The 16,246-nt window shown below is 67.1% G+C and carries 11 protein-coding genes and 3 pseudogenes; 12 read left to right on the top strand and 2 right to left on the bottom strand.

What is annotated here, in order from left to right; translation table 11 throughout:
• From ACFU8W_RS41480 to ACFU8W_RS41465, 4 genes and pseudogenes are all read left to right on the top strand, one after another.
• Positions 1–1,921, top strand: a 1,921-nt coding sequence (locus ACFU8W_RS41480) for an Ig domain-containing protein (RefSeq protein WP_384049298.1), incomplete at its 5' end; no start/stop codon positions are given.
• A gap of 373 nt (positions 1,922–2,294) precedes the next feature.
• Positions 2,295–4,670, top strand: a complete 2,376-nt coding sequence (locus ACFU8W_RS41475; protein WP_384049295.1) for a DUF5703 domain-containing protein — start codon at positions 2,295–2,297, stop codon at positions 4,668–4,670.
• A gap of 93 nt (positions 4,671–4,763) precedes the next feature.
• The gene (locus ACFU8W_RS41470; protein ID WP_384049304.1) at positions 4,764–4,997 is read left to right on the top strand and encodes an integrase core domain-containing protein; all 234 of its coding nucleotides are present in this window, start codon (positions 4,764–4,766) and stop codon (positions 4,995–4,997) included.
• 53 nt (positions 4,998–5,050) lie between these two features.
• Positions 5,051–5,268 (top strand): annotated as a pseudogene (locus tag ACFU8W_RS41465) (hypothetical protein); the annotation flags it as partial.
• Between the two features lie 165 nt (positions 5,269–5,433).
• Here ACFU8W_RS41465 and ACFU8W_RS41460 read toward each other — a convergent pair.
• On the bottom strand, positions 5,434–6,552 hold the full coding sequence (locus tag ACFU8W_RS41460; protein ID WP_384049292.1) for an ROK family protein: 1,119 nt from the start codon (positions 6,550–6,552) through the stop codon (positions 5,434–5,436).
• A gap of 151 nt (positions 6,553–6,703) precedes the next feature.
• On the opposite strand from ACFU8W_RS41460, the gene ACFU8W_RS41455 reads away from it, so the two are divergent.
• The 8 genes and pseudogenes from ACFU8W_RS41455 to ACFU8W_RS41420 form a co-directional block, all read left to right on the top strand.
• Positions 6,704–7,990, top strand: a complete 1,287-nt coding sequence (locus ACFU8W_RS41455; RefSeq protein WP_384049289.1) for an ABC transporter substrate-binding protein — start codon at positions 6,704–6,706, stop codon at positions 7,988–7,990.
• A 36-nt stretch (positions 7,991–8,026) separates the two neighbouring features.
• Complete coding sequence (locus ACFU8W_RS41450) at positions 8,027–8,977, top strand: carbohydrate ABC transporter permease (protein ID WP_384049287.1); 951 nt, start codon at positions 8,027–8,029, stop codon at positions 8,975–8,977.
• Complete coding sequence (locus ACFU8W_RS41445) at positions 8,977–9,807, top strand: carbohydrate ABC transporter permease (protein ID WP_384049284.1); 831 nt, start codon at positions 8,977–8,979, stop codon at positions 9,805–9,807. The genes ACFU8W_RS41450 and ACFU8W_RS41445 overlap by 1 nt, the downstream gene beginning before the upstream one ends.
• Positions 9,808–9,809: 2 nt before the next feature.
• A complete protein-coding gene (locus ACFU8W_RS41440; RefSeq protein WP_384049281.1) occupies positions 9,810–11,135 on the top strand; it encodes a Gfo/Idh/MocA family protein in 1,326 nt (441 codons plus the stop codon).
• Positions 11,136–11,283: 148 nt separating this feature from the next.
• Positions 11,284–14,562, top strand: a complete 3,279-nt coding sequence (locus tag ACFU8W_RS41435) for an NEW3 domain-containing protein (protein WP_384049278.1) — start codon at positions 11,284–11,286, stop codon at positions 14,560–14,562.
• 312 nt (positions 14,563–14,874) lie between these two features.
• Positions 14,875–15,525: a hypothetical protein gene (locus ACFU8W_RS41430; RefSeq protein WP_384049275.1), complete on the top strand. Its 651-nt coding sequence runs from the start codon at positions 14,875–14,877 to the stop codon at positions 15,523–15,525.
• Between the two features lie 103 nt (positions 15,526–15,628).
• On the top strand, positions 15,629–15,826 hold the full coding sequence (locus tag ACFU8W_RS41425) for a hypothetical protein (protein WP_384049272.1): 198 nt from the start codon (positions 15,629–15,631) through the stop codon (positions 15,824–15,826).
• A 46-nt stretch (positions 15,827–15,872) separates the two neighbouring features.
• Positions 15,873–15,989: pseudogene (locus ACFU8W_RS41420) on the top strand (ATP-dependent DNA ligase); the annotation flags it as partial.
• Between the two features lie 18 nt (positions 15,990–16,007).
• Here ACFU8W_RS41420 and ACFU8W_RS41415 read toward each other — a convergent pair.
• Positions 16,008–16,232 (bottom strand): annotated as a pseudogene (locus tag ACFU8W_RS41415) (IS110 family transposase); the annotation flags it as partial.
• Between the last annotated feature and the right edge of the window lie 14 nt (positions 16,233–16,246).

Below are 16,246 nucleotides of genomic sequence, written 5' to 3'. Positions count from 1 at the left end.
GGTCCGCGACGACGATTTCGCCATCGGGCTCCGTCCGCTGACCGACCGTACCGAAGGCGCCTGGCCGCAGGAGTACCAGGACATGGGCTGGGAGAATGAGGTTGACCACGACCCGGACCACGTGAGCGTGGGTTCTTTGGAGCAGTGGAGCGCGGCAGGCGTGACCCCCTGGGGTTCCGTACTGCGCGCCTTCACCTTCGACTACACCAAGGAACGCCACCGCAAGGTAAACGGTTATCCGATCCCGGTCGGGCCGCTGCCCGGCCGCGACGGCAAGGTCGCCGGTTCCAAGATGGCACTCTTCGGAGCTTCGCCCGAGGCGACGCCGACGATCCTGTCCTACATCGCGGCAGGTGAGAAGCTGCCCTACCCAAGGCTGAACGGTCAGTGGCAGAAGGCCTCACAAGCGAGCAGCCAATCGTGGCTCGTGCTCGGCGACTTGCAGACCGACAATATTCCGGCGGCGGCCCGATTCGCCAAGGCAGCCGGTATGGACCGCATCTACTCACTTACCAGCAACTACGGCCCATGGGAGTCGAGCGGCCACTACAAGTTCGACTCGAGCCTGGGCGGGAGCGACGCCGGGGCCGCGGCAGCCGTGGACATCGCCGAGGCCAACGGCGTACAGCTCGGCGTACACACCCTGTCGGACTTCATCAGCACCGGCGACGAGCCCTACAACTGGTCCTGGTTCCCGCGCGACGACTACCTCACGCCACCCGCCGACGACCGGCTCGTGACAGGGGGCAGAGCCTCGCTCACCCGCCCGCTGACGGCCGGCGACACCACCGTGTACCTCGACTCCGGCGCGCTGCTTGCTGCGGGAGTGCACCACAGCTACTTGCGCATTGGGGACGAATTCGTCAGCTACGGAGCGGCCGAGCAGGTCGGGAAGGAGTGGAAGCTGACCGGTGTGCAGCGCGCGCGATGGGGATCGGTCGCGGTCTCACACGCTGCGGGCGACCGCGCCGCCCGAGTCGTGGCCAACAGCTACGGCGGCGCGATCGGTAACCATGCCGTCCTTGACGAGATCAGCGACAGGCTGACCACCGCGTGGAACAGCACCGGCATCACCGGTATGTCGTGGGACGGCCTGGAGTCGGCATCGGAGTCCGGCTGGGGCGCTTACGGCATGGCTCACCTCGTGAACGGGACGTTCCGGCGAACCAATGCCAAGGACCGATTCATCTCCGAGACCAGCCGGATGACCTCGAACACCTGGGACGCGCTGACCCGGGCCAGCTGGGGCGAAGTCGGCAGCACCTCGATGGAGCAGGTGTTCAAGAACAACAAGTACCTCCAGGCGAACTACCTTCCCGGAATGCTCGGCTGGATCAGCCTCAAGGGCTCGGACAGTCTGCTCACCATGGAGTGGAAGCTGGCTCGAGGCGCGGGTCTGAACGCCGGGGCAGGTTTCCAGAGCTCGGTCTCCAGCCTCGTGTCGGGCGGGGAGAACACGACGCGGCTGCTCGATGCCATCCGGCAATGGGAGACGGCCCGCAACCTGGGTGCGTTCACCGCGGAGCAGCGGGCGCGATTCCGCGACCTGTCGACGAACTGGCACCTGACCGTGGTCGAGCCGGGCAAGCGATGGTCCTTGCAGGAGCTGGACGCTGACGGCAAGCCGGCCGGCAACCCCCAGGCCGTCGTCGCTCCGACCCCGAAGCTCGACGCCGGACCACTGCCCGCGGCGGCCAAGGGAGCCCTGTACGAGGCGACCGTGAAGACCAACACGCCGGCGACCAAGCGATACGCGGTGACCTCGGGGGTTCTGCCCTCGGGTCTCGTGCTCAACGCCGACACCGGAGGGATCGTGGGTACGCCCACCAAGACGGGAACAGCGCGGTTCACGATCACGGCATACCAGAACTCCGGCCAGCCGCGCACACAGCGCGACTACGAGATCGACGTCGCCAATTAGCCCGGTCGGGCCGGACGTGCGCGGTGGATCACCGTCACGCTGAAAGCAACTGCACGTGGCGTACGCCGAGGGGCGTACGCCACGTGCTGCGCACCATCGGCATTTACCAGCAGGACTTCGGGGCGGTGTTCGCCTTCATGCTGTCTGGCCACACTACCGGTCCTGGCCTTCTACCTCGCGTTTCAGAAGCAGTTCGTGCGCGGCCTGGTCGGCGGCACCACGAAGGCTGACCGGCACGACCGGCCGGTCCATGCAATGTCCATCGAGAGGTCATGGGAGAAGCATCATGCAATTCTCGGAGCCCGCACCCAGTTCCCAGCAAACCCCGAGGAGAGCCATACTCCGCCGAACAGCCGGTGGGCTAGCAGCCGCGATGCTGCCTGCCGGCACCCTGTCTGCGGTCGGCGCACAGCCGGCAGCAGGAGCCACCGGCGCTTCCGTCGCGAAGCAGACCGCCGGGAAGAAGGAGCTGGCTGCCACCGTCGTGGACCGTCTGCTCCCCGCCTACAACGAGGTCTGGACGTCGAAGAGCGCCGACGTCACGGGCTCGATGCCGATCGGGAACGGTGTGCAGGCCGCCAATGTGTGGGTCGAGGGCAACCAACTGCGGCTGCTGCTCGCCGCAGGCGACGCCTGGGAGGAGAACGTCCGGCTGGCCAAGCTCGGACGGCTCGACATCACCTTCTCCCCCAACCCCTTCGACTCCGGCGAGTTCCGTCAAGAGCTCAGGCTCCACGAGAGCGAGGTCGTGATCACCGCGGGCAGGGACCCGGTGATCACCACCAGGGTCTGGGTCGGCGCCGACGAGCAGACGATCCACGTTGAGAGCGACGCGCCCGGCGCGTTCACGATGGACGTGCACTTCACCAACCTCCGACCCCAGGACAACCCGTCCCCGTCGCTCAACAACTTCACCTTCTACGACCTGGTCAGCTCCGAGGACGGTTACGTGGGCGTCCAGCCGAAGGTCCACGCCGACCGGGTCCTGGACCGACCCGGGACCATCACGTGGGCACACCACAACGACGAGTCGGCGTACGACGAGATCATGCGCCTGCAGAAGCTCGACCCGGGCATCCACCACGACCCGCTCACCGGTCGCACGTTCGGGGGGCAGGTTCGCGGCGAGGGCTTCGCCAGCGCCTCCGCCTCCGATCTGCGCTCCGACCACGACACGTCGCACCGGCTCGATATCACCTTGCACTCGAGCATCGACCAGTCCCCGAGGTGGCAGAAGAGGTGGGAGAAAGAGATCGGTGACCTGGTCGGCGAGAGCGCGCGCACACCCATCGACCTGCTACGCGCCGCCCAGCGCAGGTGGTGGGACCAGTTCTGGAACCGCTCGTACATCTTTGCGACCGGCGACGCCGACGCGGACAAGGTCACCAAGGGCTGGCTGCACACGCGGTACGTCCAGGCCATCGCGGGCAGGACTCCCGCGATGCCGATCCGCTTCAACGGCTCGCTCTTCGCCCCCGGGCGCCCTGACGATGCCGACTTCCGCAAGTGGAACAGCTATCACGGGTTCAACCAGAGATTCGCCTACTGGAACATGCTCGCGTCTGGCGACTTCGATCTGATGCATTCCTACCTCGACCAGTACGCCGAGTCGTTGCCGCTGGCCAAGGCGAGGGTCCAGGCGTTCTGGGGCAAACCGACCGTCGAGGAGCCTTCCAGCGTCGAGCTGCCCGCTACGCAGGGGGCAATGTGGCCCGAGGTGATGGGCCTGTGGGGCCAGGCTGTCGGGGGCGAGTATGGCTGGGACCGCACGGGCCATGCCGACAACTGGTTCGCCGGCAGCTGGACCCGCTGGCTCTACGCGAGCAACGTCGAGATCGTCACGATGATGCTCGACCACTTCTCCTACGCCGGCGACACGAAGTTCGCCCGCGAGAAGCTGCTGCCGGTGGCTCGCGAGGTTGTGAGGTTCTACGACACACACTGGCACCACAACCACGGAACGATCGACATGTACCCGATGTACTCGGGTGAGGGCGACCGAAACCTGCACAACCCCGCCGCCGACACGGCGGGTCTCCACCGGATCCTTGGCGAGCTGCAGACGTTGCCGACGTCGCTCACAACTCCCGGTGACCGGGCCTACTGGGCCGAGGTGGAGGACCGCCTCCCCAACCTGCCGGTGGGCAAGAACGCGCACGACAACGACACCTCGTGGGGGCCGGGTGACCGGCTCAAGACAGCCCACGATGTCTTCCTGGGCACCGACACCAATAACCAGAACCTCTATCCGATCTTCCCGATGCGGTTGTTCGGCGCCGGTCAGCCTCACCTCGACCTCGCCGTCGCCTCCTACCAGGAGCGGCGCGGCAAGTACCCGACCGACGGAACCCAGGACTGGCGGCACGACGCCATCCACGCGGCCTACCTCGGACTGACCGCGGAGGCGAAGTTCCAGACCGTCGCCGCGTTCCGTACCGGGGCCTGGCGCTACGCCGGCTTCGGTCCCGGGGCCGGCGACGGTGAACCCGGGGGGGAGCCTTACGCCATCGCTAAGATGGCCCTCCAATCGATGCTGCTGCACCCCGGCGCCGACGAGGACGCGATCCTCTACAACGCCTGGCCGAGTGAGTGGGATGTGCAGTTCAAGCTGCACACCACCCGCGGCCGCACGGTGCAAGGTCGGCTCGTCGACGGCAAGTCCGACCACACTGTGACCCCCGAGGGGGTCGGCAACCTGGTCGTCGACGAGCCAGAGGTCAGCACCAGTACCACCGCCGACCTCAGCTGAGTCGGTAGGCATCTCCGTTAGGGCCTGTCCGGCGGATCTTGTTGCCGTCTCGAGTCGTTGGCATGGTCATGGGGCGGGGAGAACTGACCAACCCTGCGCCGCGAGATCCTCGACCGGACTCTCATCCTCAACGAACGGCACCTGCACCGAACCCTCAGCAGTTACCTGGAGCACTACAACGGGCACCGGCCTCACCGCGCACTGAGCCAGCTCTGTCCATCGCAGGCTGAAGCCGGACCTCCGCGCCCCATCGACCTCGCCGAGCACCGCGTCCGCCGCACAGCGGTCCTCGGTGGACTCATTAACGAATACCAGATCGCCAGTTGACACCGCTACGAACCCGCAGATCAGCGGCCGAATCCTGTATTTGAGCCCCACAGGACCGGACGTTGATCTGGAACCAGCGCCACCTCTGCCACGTTCTGAGGGAGTTCGAGCGATTTTACAATTCCCATCGGCCGCATCAGGGCATCGCAAACGCCCGACCGCTGCACCCCTTGCCCAAGCGATCAACGAGCCAGGCCAGATCGCCCGCTTCGACATACGCAGACGCGAGCGCCGCGGCGGCATCCTCCACGAGTACGAACACGCCGCGTGACCTGGACGGACGAGGTTTCCGGCAAGGGCAGTGTTCAGCATCGGCGAACACCACCCCCTGCTCCGCCAGCGGCTCGGTGTGGGAGATCGCCTCGGGCTCAAGAAGTCGTCGAAGCCCGCGAGCGCGGTGCTGGCTGCCGAACTGGACTGCTTCGTCACCGAGTTGTCAGCTGTCCCCGGACACCTCGAACAGCGCTCGTTCCACCACGTCCAGCGCCAGCCGGACTCCGCCGAGCGCTGCCGCCTCGTCGCCGAGGGCGGAGGCGGCCATCTCGACCGGAAAGAGGCACAGGTGCGAGAGGTGGTCCCGGAGGGGGGCGAGTAGCGATTCGCCCGCGCGGGAGAGGCCGCCGCCGATCACGACCAGCTCCGGGTCGATGGTGAGGACCATCGCCGCCACCCCCTGGGCGAGGTCGGCGGTGAAGTCGCAGAGGTCCTGTTCGGCATGCGGGTCCCCGTCGCGTGCGGCGCTGAACAGGGCCTCCGGGGAGCCCCAGTGTTCCAGGAGGCGGCCCGGAGCGGTGTGCCAGCCGGAGCTGCGCAGTACGCCGATCTCGCCCGCCGCGCCGTTGCGCCCGGCATGCAGCCCACCGCCCAGCAGAATGCCTGCGGCGATGCGGTGGCCCGCGTGGATGTAGATCACGTCCTGGTGGCCCGTGGCCACACCCCGCCAGTGCTCGCCGAGCGCCGCCAGCGAGCAGTCGTTGCCCACGGCGACCGGGGCGCCGAACGGCTCCGTGAACGCCGCCACCAGGTCGGTGCCCGCCCAATCCGGCAGCCGCCCGCTGACGGTGACCGTGCCGGCGGCGGAGACCACACCGGTGGTGGCGACTCCGACGGCCTGTACGTCGGCGGCACGAAGCCCGGCCGCGCGCAGGGTACGGTGGCCCAGCCCGCGGGCGGCGGCAACGCGTTCGGCGGGGGAGTGGTCCGGTCCGACGGCGGTGCGGCGGGTGGCGAGCACCGTACCGCGCAGGTCGGCGACGACCGCCAGAGCCTTGTGCACGCCGATGTCGAGGCCGAGCACGCAGCCCGACTCGCTGCGGAAGCGGTAGCGCTTGGCGGGGCGGCCTACCTGGCGCGGGCCGTCGGTCGCGGGGGCCTGTTCCGTCACCCACTCCAGTTCGACGAGGGCGGTGAGCGCGTTCTCGACGGTGGCGCGGGTGACTGTGGTTGCCTGCACCAGCTCGGTGAGGGTGAGTTCTTCGGCTTCGTACAGCGCGCGCAGCACTGCGACTTGGTTCAGGCGGCGCAGCAGCGACGAGTCGCCTCCAGCGGTGGTCACGGTTTCTTACTCCCCCTTGACGCGGTTGCGTGGCCGGGTCCACGATGCTCGGGCTGAGTTATTTCAGATGGTAGCAAAAATATTTCCGGCCTCGTTCCGCTCCTGTGTCCCGGTTTCCAGCCTGGCACCGTCGCCCGAATCGAGAGCATTCGTGAATCGAATCGTCAGAACCACCCTGCCTCTCCTCGCGCTCGGCCTCACTGCCGGTGCCTGCTCGCCCGCCGGGACCGACGCCGGAGTCGGGGGCGGCAAGACGGAGATCACCTTCCTGACCTTCGAGACCCCCAACCTGGACGCTGAGTACTGGGACGACGCGATAACCAGGGCCGAGAGGAAGGTACCCGGAGTCAAGGTCAAGAAGCTTGTCGCGCCCAGCGTCGACCGTACCGGGTACGCAAAGCAGCTGCTGGCCTCCGGACAGTTCCCGGACGTGATGATCGCCGTGTCGCCCGCGGGCTTCGCGGAGGCCGGCGAGATGGCGGCATGGACGGACAAGGAGCTCGAGCCGTTCACCTTCCCCCATTCCAACACCATCGGCGGCAAGGTCTATCAGCTGCCGTACAACACTCAGCCGACGCCGCTGGTCTACTACAGCAAGAGCCTGTTCAAGAAGGCCGGGATCACCGAGACCCCCAAGACGTACAAGGAGCTTGTGGATGTCTCGGCGAAGCTCAAGGCGAAGGGCATCAATCCCTTCGTCGTCGGCGGTGGCGGTAAGGACACCTTCGCGGCCTCGTACCTGTGGACCGCGTTGGTCGGCACCGATGTCTACAAGACGACGCCGGACTGGATGAGGCAGCGCCACGCCGAGAAGGTGAAGTTCAGCGACCCAGACTTCAAGGGTGCGACGCAGAAGTTCGTCGACATAGCGAAGAAGGGATACATCGACAAGGCAGCCCTCTCCCGCGACTACGCCTCCACCGAAAAGGCATTCCTCGCCGGCAAGGGTGCCATGTACCCGATGGGCTCGTGGTTCGTGACGGCCGCGGACAAGAGTGAGAACAAGGACGCCATCGGCGTATTCGCCTTCCCGACCGACGACGGCTCTCCGGCACTCCCCTCGTACACCGGCGGCGGCATGTCCGTGAACGCCAGGTCCAAGCACTTGGACCTGGCCAAGAAGTTCGCCCTTGCCTTCCAGCAGGACAAGCAGAACCTGGATGCGGTGGTGAAGGGTGATGGCGCGATCATCGCCATCAAGGGCTACACCCCGCCCGCCGAGATGGGACCCGTCTACCAGGAGACCGTCAAGGTCTACGACCAGGCGGTCAAGGACAAGGGCATCGTCAACGCCTTTCTCGTCGAGACCGGTGACAACTCCCTGCTTCCCGGACTCGTCGACAAGTCGTTCGCCTTCGCGCAGGACATCATCGCGGGCCGCAAGAACGCCGACCAGGTCACGAAGGGCCTGGACGCGGATTGGGAGAAGGGCAAGTAAGGCGATGTACAAGACCACCGTGGAGGCCCTTCACCCATGACGATCGTCGAGGAGGGGGCAGTCGTTCGCGGGGGCGCTGCCCCCGGTTCCAAGGCCAGGACCGGCCGTCGGAGCCCGTGGCCCGGCCTCCGCCACTTTCTCAGCTTCGGGGCGCCCGGGCTGCTGGTGTACGCCTGCTTCGTCCTCGCTCCGATCCTGCTCAGCGTCGGCTACAGCTTCACCAACGCCAACCAGTTCCAGCCCAGGACCCGCTTCACCGGCTTTGAGAACTACATCGGTCTGCTGACCGACGACGCCTTCCTCACCGCCCTCAAGGTCACCACCATCCTTACCCTGATCGTGGTGATCGCCCCCAATCTGGGCGGCCTCGCCGTTGCACTCCTCCTGGACCGGCGCGGTCGGCTCTACTACGCGCTGCGCGGTGTGTTCTTCGTACCCGTCGTGCTCAGCTCGGTGGTCGTCTCCGTCGTCTGGCAGGCGATGCTCACCGACGGCGGTCTGGTCGACACCCTGCTCTGCACGCTCGGGGTCACCGCGCTGCCGGGCTGGCTCTCCGACCCCGATCTCGCCCTGTACTCGGTCGGGTTCATCATGAGCTGGCAGATGCTCGGCTTCTGCACCGTCGTCTACCTCGCCGGCCTGCAGGGTGTCCCGCAGGAACTGCACGAGGCCGCCGCCCTCGACGGCGCAGGCTCCTGGCTGCGCTTCCGTAAGGTCACTTGGCCGATGCTGGCGCCCGCGCTCACCATCAACACCGTCATGCTGCTGATCACCGGCTTCAAGACATACGACCACATTCAGGTGCTCACAGCTGGAGGCCCGGGCACCGGCACCACCGCCACCGTCGCCTTCTCCATCATCCAGACCGGCTTCACCGCCAACCGCACCGGCGAGGCCTCTGCCATGGCGATCCTCATGCTGGTGATCGTTGCGGTGATCTCCAGCGTCGCACTGCGTCTGCTGCAACGGCGGGAGGAGGAACTCTGATGCACCGCGTCCGTCTTCCGTGGCTGCGGCCCGTGGTGGCCCTCGCCGTGACCGCCGTCTTCTTCCTGCCGCTCTATCTGGTCCTCTCCAACGTCTTCAAGCCCGGCAAGGACATCACCGACCATCCGGCGTCCTTCCCCTGGCCGCCGACCCTCGACAACCTCTCCGCCGTCCTGAACCGTCCCGACGGGCTCTTCTGGAACGGCCTGATCAACTCCGTCACCATCACCTTCCTCTCCATAGTGGTCCTCACTGTCGTCTCCGCGATGCTCGGCCATTACCTGAGCCGCAGCCGCTCCCGCTTCGCACGCGCCGCCCTGCTGATCCTGCTCGCCGGTCTGATGATCCCGCCCCAGGTGATCCTCGTACCCGTCACGGACGTGCTGCAGCTGACTGGGATGATGACCACAATCCAGGGCATGGTCGCCTTCAACGTCGGCTATTACGTGCCCTTCGGCGTCTTCGTCTTCTCCGGCTTCATCCGCACCGTCCCGCTGAAGCTGGAGGAGTCCGCGGCGATGGACGGGGCCGGGCGCTGGCGCACATTTTGGCAGGTCGTCCTTCCACTACTGCGACCCGCTACCGCCAGCGTGCTGATCTTCCTCGGCGTCTGGATCTGGAACGACTTCCTCAACCCGTTGATCATCCTCGGCCCGGCCGGCGGCACTACCGTCACCGTCGGCGTCTACCGGGCGATCGGCGAACACCAGCAGGACTACGGCCAGGTCTTCGGTTTGATGTTCCTCGCTGCCCTGCCCGTACTGATCTTCTACCTCGCCCTGCAGAAGCACTTCGTCAAGGGCCTCACCGGAGGGGCCGTCAAGGGATGACCATGACCCAGCGCAGCACCGCCCCCGTCACGTCCACAGGGCAGTTCGCCAACCTGCGCGACCACCACGGCACACCGCTCGGCCGCCCGCTCACCCTCGCCATCGCCGGCGCGGGCGCGCGCGGCGCCGGGTACGCGATGCTCGCAGTCAAGGGTGACATCCCCGTCACCATCACCGCTCTCGCCGAGCCGCGCACCGGCCGCCGCGACCAACTTGCTGCCCGGTACGGTGTCCCGGCCGCGCACTGCTACGACGACTGGCGGGTGATGGCCGCTGGGCCTCGTGTCGCCGACGCCGTGATCATCGCTGTGCAGGACGCCGAACACCTCGAAGCCGCTGAGGCGTTCGCGGCCAGCGGCTACGACATCCTGCTGGAGAAGCCCATGGCGACCTCCGCGGAGGAGACCGACCGCATCGCGGCGGCGGCCGAGGCCGCCGGAGTCTCCCTCAGCGTCTGCCACGTCCTGCGCTATACGCCGTACACCATTCGCCTCAAGCAGCTCCTCGACTCCGGCCGGATCGGTGACATCGTCACGGTCCAGCACCTGGAGCCCATCGGTTACTGGCACTTCGCGCACTCGTTCGTACGCGGGAGCTGGCGGCGCGAGGACACCTCCGGCTTCCTGCTGCTCACCAAGTGCTGCCATGACATCGACTGGCTCAGCCACATCGTCGGCCGTCCGGTGCGGGCCGTCTCCTCCTTCGGTGAGCTGACCCATTTCCGGCCCGAGAACGCCCCCGAGGATGCGGGGGAGCGGTGCGTGTCCTGCACGATCGAGCCGGGATGCCCGTACTCGGCGCGCAAGCTCTATCAGATCGGACTGCGTGAAGGCGGCGTCAAGCGGTACTTCACCAAGATTGTCGCCGACGAGCTCACCGAGGAGTCCGTGGAGCAGGCGCTTGTCGAAGGCCCGTACGGGCGGTGCGTGTACCACAGCGACAACGATGTGGTGGACCACCAGGTGGTCAATCTCGAGTACGAGGGCGGGGTGACTGTCTCGTTCACTGCCATCGCCTTCACCCCACAGGAGAACCGCCACACCAAGATCTTCGGGACACGTGGCCAGATCACCGGCGACGGCCAGCACATCGAGATCTATGACTTCACCACCAACGAGCGCACCGTCATCGACACCGACAACGGCGGATCCACCGCCGCCGAAGGCCATGGCGGCGGTGACGCGGGCCTGATCACCGCGTTCGTCCGCGCCCACTACGAGGGCCGGCCCGAACTCTTGCTCTCCGGCGCCCGCGAGAGCCGCGACAGCCACCATGTGGTCTTCGCCGCCGAGGAGTCCCGGCGCACCGGACAGGTCGTACAGCTCTGATCCGTGGCGTCCATCACCAAGGGATTTGCCCACTCCGGACCGGAGCAGGCGTTGTCTGCCGCGGGCGTACATCCTTTCGCACCTCACGCCCCGGGAGGACCGGCCTCCCGGAGCGCGACGCCGCCGACAGAGGCGGGAAGGAGAAAAGATGAGACCTACGCGCATGTGGAGCGCTGCTGTCAGAGCCAGTGCGCTGGCGCTGACCGTCGGCCTGGTAGTCACCGTGCCGGCCGGCGTCGCGGAGGGCGCTGATACGAGGCCCATCGGGACATCGACGTTCGGCAAGAACGCCGCAATAGACATCTCTGCCGGATACCTGACCATCCACCTGGATTCCACCGGGACCGTAACCGGTCTCAAGGACTCCCGGACCGGAGCCGACCACCTGGCACACGACAAGTCCGCCCCGCTGGTCAGCCTGGTGATCAACGGCAAGCAGGAACGGCCGACCAAGGTGACCCGCTCCGGGAGCCACCGCGGTCTCCTCACCTTCACCAACAAGAAGGTCGGCTTCAAGATCGTCGTGAAGGTGAAGAACAAGGCCGGTTACAGCACGCTCGAGGCGGTGAAGGTCGAGGGCCCCGCCGGAGCAGATGTGCAGACGCTGCTGTGGGGTCCGCTGCCGACCTCCATCACCCAGACCATCGGTCAGACCGTCGGCGTGGTCCGCGACAACGATTTCGCCATCGGGTTGAGGCCGCTGACCGATCGGACCGAAGGTGCCTGGCCGCAGGAGTACCAGCAGTTCGGCTGGGAGAACGAGGTCGAGGACAACCCCTCTGACCTGCAAGTCGCTCTCCCCCACGGGGTCGAAGAATGGAGCGCCGCGGGCAAGACCGCATGGGGTTCGGTGCTGCGGGCCTTCACCTACGACTACACGAAGGAACGCCAGCGAAACAACATCGACGGCTACCCGATCCCGGTCGGCCCGCTGCCCGGCGACAACGGGCAGGTCGTCGGCTCCAAGATCGCTCTCTTCGGCGCCCTGCCCGAGCTGACCCCGACCGTGCTGTCGAACATCGCGACCGGGGAGAACCTGCCGTACCCGACACAGAACGGCCAGTGGCAGAAGACTGCCCAGGCCAGCAGCCAGTCCTTCCTCGTGCTCGGCGATCTGCGCAGCGACACCATCCCGGACGCGGCCCGCTTCGCCAAGGCAGCCGGGATCGACTACATCTACTCCCTGCCCAACGCAGTCGGGCCATGGCAGTCGACCGGGCACTACCAGTTCAATTCCAGCCTGGGCGGCAGCGACGCCGGGGCCGCAGCAGCGGTGGACATCGCCAAGGCCAACGGCGTCCGGGTCGGAGTGCACACCATCTCGGGCTTCGTCAGCACCAACGACCGCTACGTCATACCGACGCCTGACGACCGGCTCGCGACGGGGGGCCGCGCCTCGCTGACCCACCCCTTGACCCCCGGCGACACCACGCTCTACCTCGACTCCAACGCACTGCTCGCCGACGGACTGCACGGCCGTACGCTCCGCATCGGTGACGAGTTCATCGAATACAGCACAGCCGAGCACGTGGGATCCGAGTGGGTCCTTGCCGGAGTGCGCCGCGCCCGGTGGGGCTCTGTCGCCTCCAGCCACGCCGCAGGCGACCGCGCGGCCCGTATGATCGTCAATCAGTATGGCGGTGCGACCGGCGGGCGCGGCATCATCGAGGAGATCTCCACCCGGCTGTCCGACATCTGGAACAGCACAGGGATCATGTCCAACTCCTACGACGGCCTGGAGTCGGCTTCGGAGTCCGGCTGGGGCTCCTACGGCGTAGCCCGGCTGGTGAACGGCACCTACGAGAAGACGCGGGCGAAGGACGGCTTCATTACCGAGACGAGCCGGATGACGTCCAACACGTGGGACGCGCTCACCCGGGCGAGCTGGGGCGAAGTGGGCTCCACCAGCATGAATCAGGTCTTTATCAATAACAAGTTCTATCGGGACAACTTCCTTCCGGGGATGCTGGGCTGGATCAGCCTGCACGGCTCGGAGAGCCTGCTGAGCATCGAGGGCAAGCTGGCGCGGGGTGCCGGCCTGAACGCTGGCGCCGGCTTCCAGTCTTCGGTGGCCAGCCTCACCGAGGGTGGTGAGAACGGCAAGCGGGTACTCGACGCGATCCAGCAGTGGGAGACGGCGCGCAACCTCGGCGCCTTCACCGAGGCACAGAGGGAGCGCTTCCGCGACCAGTCCACCAACTGGCATCTCACGGTCGTCAAGCCGGGCAAGGAATGGTCTCTGCAGCAGCTCGACGCCAAGGGCAACCCCGTCGGCGCCGCCCAGTCCGTCGTAGCTCCCACCCCGGCGTTCACCACGCGGGGCCTGCCCGCGCTGAGCGCGGGTGTTCTGTACGAGGCGCAGCTGACCACCAATGCCCCCGGAACCATCCGCTACACCGTCACCTCCGGCGCCCTGCCGGCGGGCCTGAAGCTCAACCCCGACACCGGCGGCATCACCGGCATCCCGAGGTCCTCGGCGAATGCCACCTTCACCGTCACAGCAAAGGGCGGGCCTGGAACCGCCGACGCCGTCGGCACCTTCACCACCGGCACCCTGGCCACCTCCCCACATGTGACGCTGTCGTCGAAGAACCGCTTCGCCACACGCGGCGGCACCGTGACGCTGACCGCTTCCATCACCAACCCTGGCACGACCACGATGGCCGGGACGACGGCGACCATCACGCTGCCGACCGGCTGGACCACGCCCACAACGACGGCCACCGTCGGCTCGATCGCCCCCAAGGCCACCGCGACGGCCTCCTGGACCGTGAACATCGCCGCTGATGCTGCCCACGGACCCCAGACCAGCACCGTGTCAGTGGCCTACACCGGCGGGCCCGGCAACACCACGGCGCCACTGACCATACCTGTGGCGTACTCGAACCTGGCCGCGACCTTCAACAACATCGGTATCACGGATGACTCCAACCCGACACCCGGCAACTTCGACGGCTACGGCAACAGCTACTCCGCGCAGGCCCTGTCGGCGGCTGGGGTGAAGGCCGGGGCGGCGCTGACGTACAACAACACCGCATTCACCTGGCCGAGCGCGGCCTCTGGGACCAACGACAACACCACCGCCTCCGGGCAGATCATCCAGATCTCCGGCAGCGGCGCGAAACTGGCGTTCCTGGGTGCCGGCATTGGCTCCTCCTCCGGCACGGTCACCGTCTTCTACACCGACGGAACCACCTCGACCGGCACCCTCGGCTTCCCGAACTGGCTCACCGACACACCCACAGAGTTCGGCGCCCAACCGGTCATCACCACCACCTACCGGAACACCCAATCCGGCCCGGCCAATCACGGCTACGAGTACCGTGTGTACTACAACAGTGTGCAGCTGACCGCCGGTAAGACGGTCGAAGCCGTGCAACTGCCAAACCTGTCGGGACTGCACACCTTCGCCATCGGCGTCGGCTGAACCGGCCGCCGACGCGTAACCTGGGCGGGACGCCTCCGTGGGAGGCGTCCCGCCCCTTGTTTCCGGATGAGTCTGCGGCAGGTCTTCACCCGGAGCCGCACTCCAGGCCACGGCGAACAGGGGCCGTTCGCCGTGGCGGAACTGCATCCGCTCGCCTAGGAAGAGGTTGCGCCCAGGTGCGCCAGTGACCTTGTGTAAGAAGCCATCCGCTTTCCGAACGTGATCGTTGGGTTCGGGCTGGGTGGGAATGAACTCCGGCTGGCGGCGGGAGAGATGGGGCGGATTCGTTCACGTCATTTGTGGAGGCGGCTGGTGTCGTCGGTGCTCGGTCTGCTGGAGGCCCGGGAGAAGAACGCCCGGGAAGAGGCGGGGCGACTGCGGGAGGAGGCCGAGCGGGTGCAAGCCGCGCTTGGCGAGGCGGAACGTGTTCTGCAGCGGCTGGTGGATGCCCGTGTAACGGTGGCCGAGGTACTGGCCGAGCCGACCTCCGCGGTCGCGGAGCCGGCGCGGAGCGCGGTGACGGGATCGGTGGTGCCGCACCGGGCCAAGGGCATGGCGGCGTCGGTCCTGGAACCGGACTACCAGCAGATTATGCTGGTACTGGAGTCGGAAGCGGGCTGGGAGGGCATGCGCTGCCAGCAACTGGCCGTGGCCCTGGGACTGGAAATGGTCCCAGCGAAGGTCGAGGGGGGATGGCGTCGGGGGGCGCGCTGCGCTCCCCGACTGCGGTCGAAGGTGCAACGTCTGGTGGAGCGGGGCTGGTCCCAGGTCAGGGCACCTTTCTGCTGTCAGGGTGTCAGCTCGCCCAACTCCGCTGAATATCCGGGGTCAGGTGTCAGCCGCGTGGCGGGGCGTGCAGGGCGGCGAACATCTGCTGCCAGGCGTCCTGCCAGGGCCAGTTCTTTGGCAGATGGAGCCTCAGACGCCGGGCTCCGCAGGCGATCCGGGCCGGAACGCAGATGAGCTGGGCTCGCAGGGTGCATGGCCTCGGTCAGGTCTTTTCCACACCGCCGACATTGGGACCGCTCCCAGCCGGTACTGCCGATGTCCGTCCAGGCCTGATCAGGTGCGCGCCCCCGACCTCACCGACGTGAGCACGGCCAACGACAAGGCATGGGTGATGCTGTCGCACGGCTTCCCTCTGCTCGAGCGGATGCGCCTGCAGGTCCTCGACGCGCGCGGCAGGGTGGTCGCGCCAGCATCCCAGCATCGAGCGGGGCAGCGCTCCTGCGGGGCACCTTGGGGTGCCGATTATTACGTCTGAGCTGGTCAGACCGCATGTTCGTACTCGTGGTCAACGCCGCTGAGGCCGCCTCACCCCGCACCGCAACCACGGCAGCCGCGACCTACTGAACGTTGCCTGTGCCCGCGGTTGGGAGGGGCTCATCGCCAAGCGCGCGGACTCCGCCTACGTTCACCGGCGCTCCACCCTGGGGAAGCGGTCAGTGGGCGTGGATGTCGGTGCGGAGGATGTTGGCGCGGACCAGGGCGTCGCCGGGGTCAGGCTTCTGGCACGACCGAATGACGGTCGCGGTAGCGGCCATCGGGTTGATCGCGAACACCTGCCGCTTGCTGGCCCTCAGCACGGAGACCAGCAGGCCGCGGGATGTCTCGATCGCGACCGGGATCGGGTCCTTTTCGGTGTCGCCGTACTCGGAGAGCAGGTCCATGCGAGTGACGCTGT

It is taken from the genome of Streptomyces sp. NPDC057565 (assembly GCF_042801455.1).
GTDB lineage: Bacteria > Actinomycetota > Actinomycetes > Streptomycetales > Streptomycetaceae > Streptomyces > Streptomyces yanii.
Note: the sequence above shows the minus strand (reverse complement) of the source record. Positions and strands in the feature narration are given on the sequence as shown.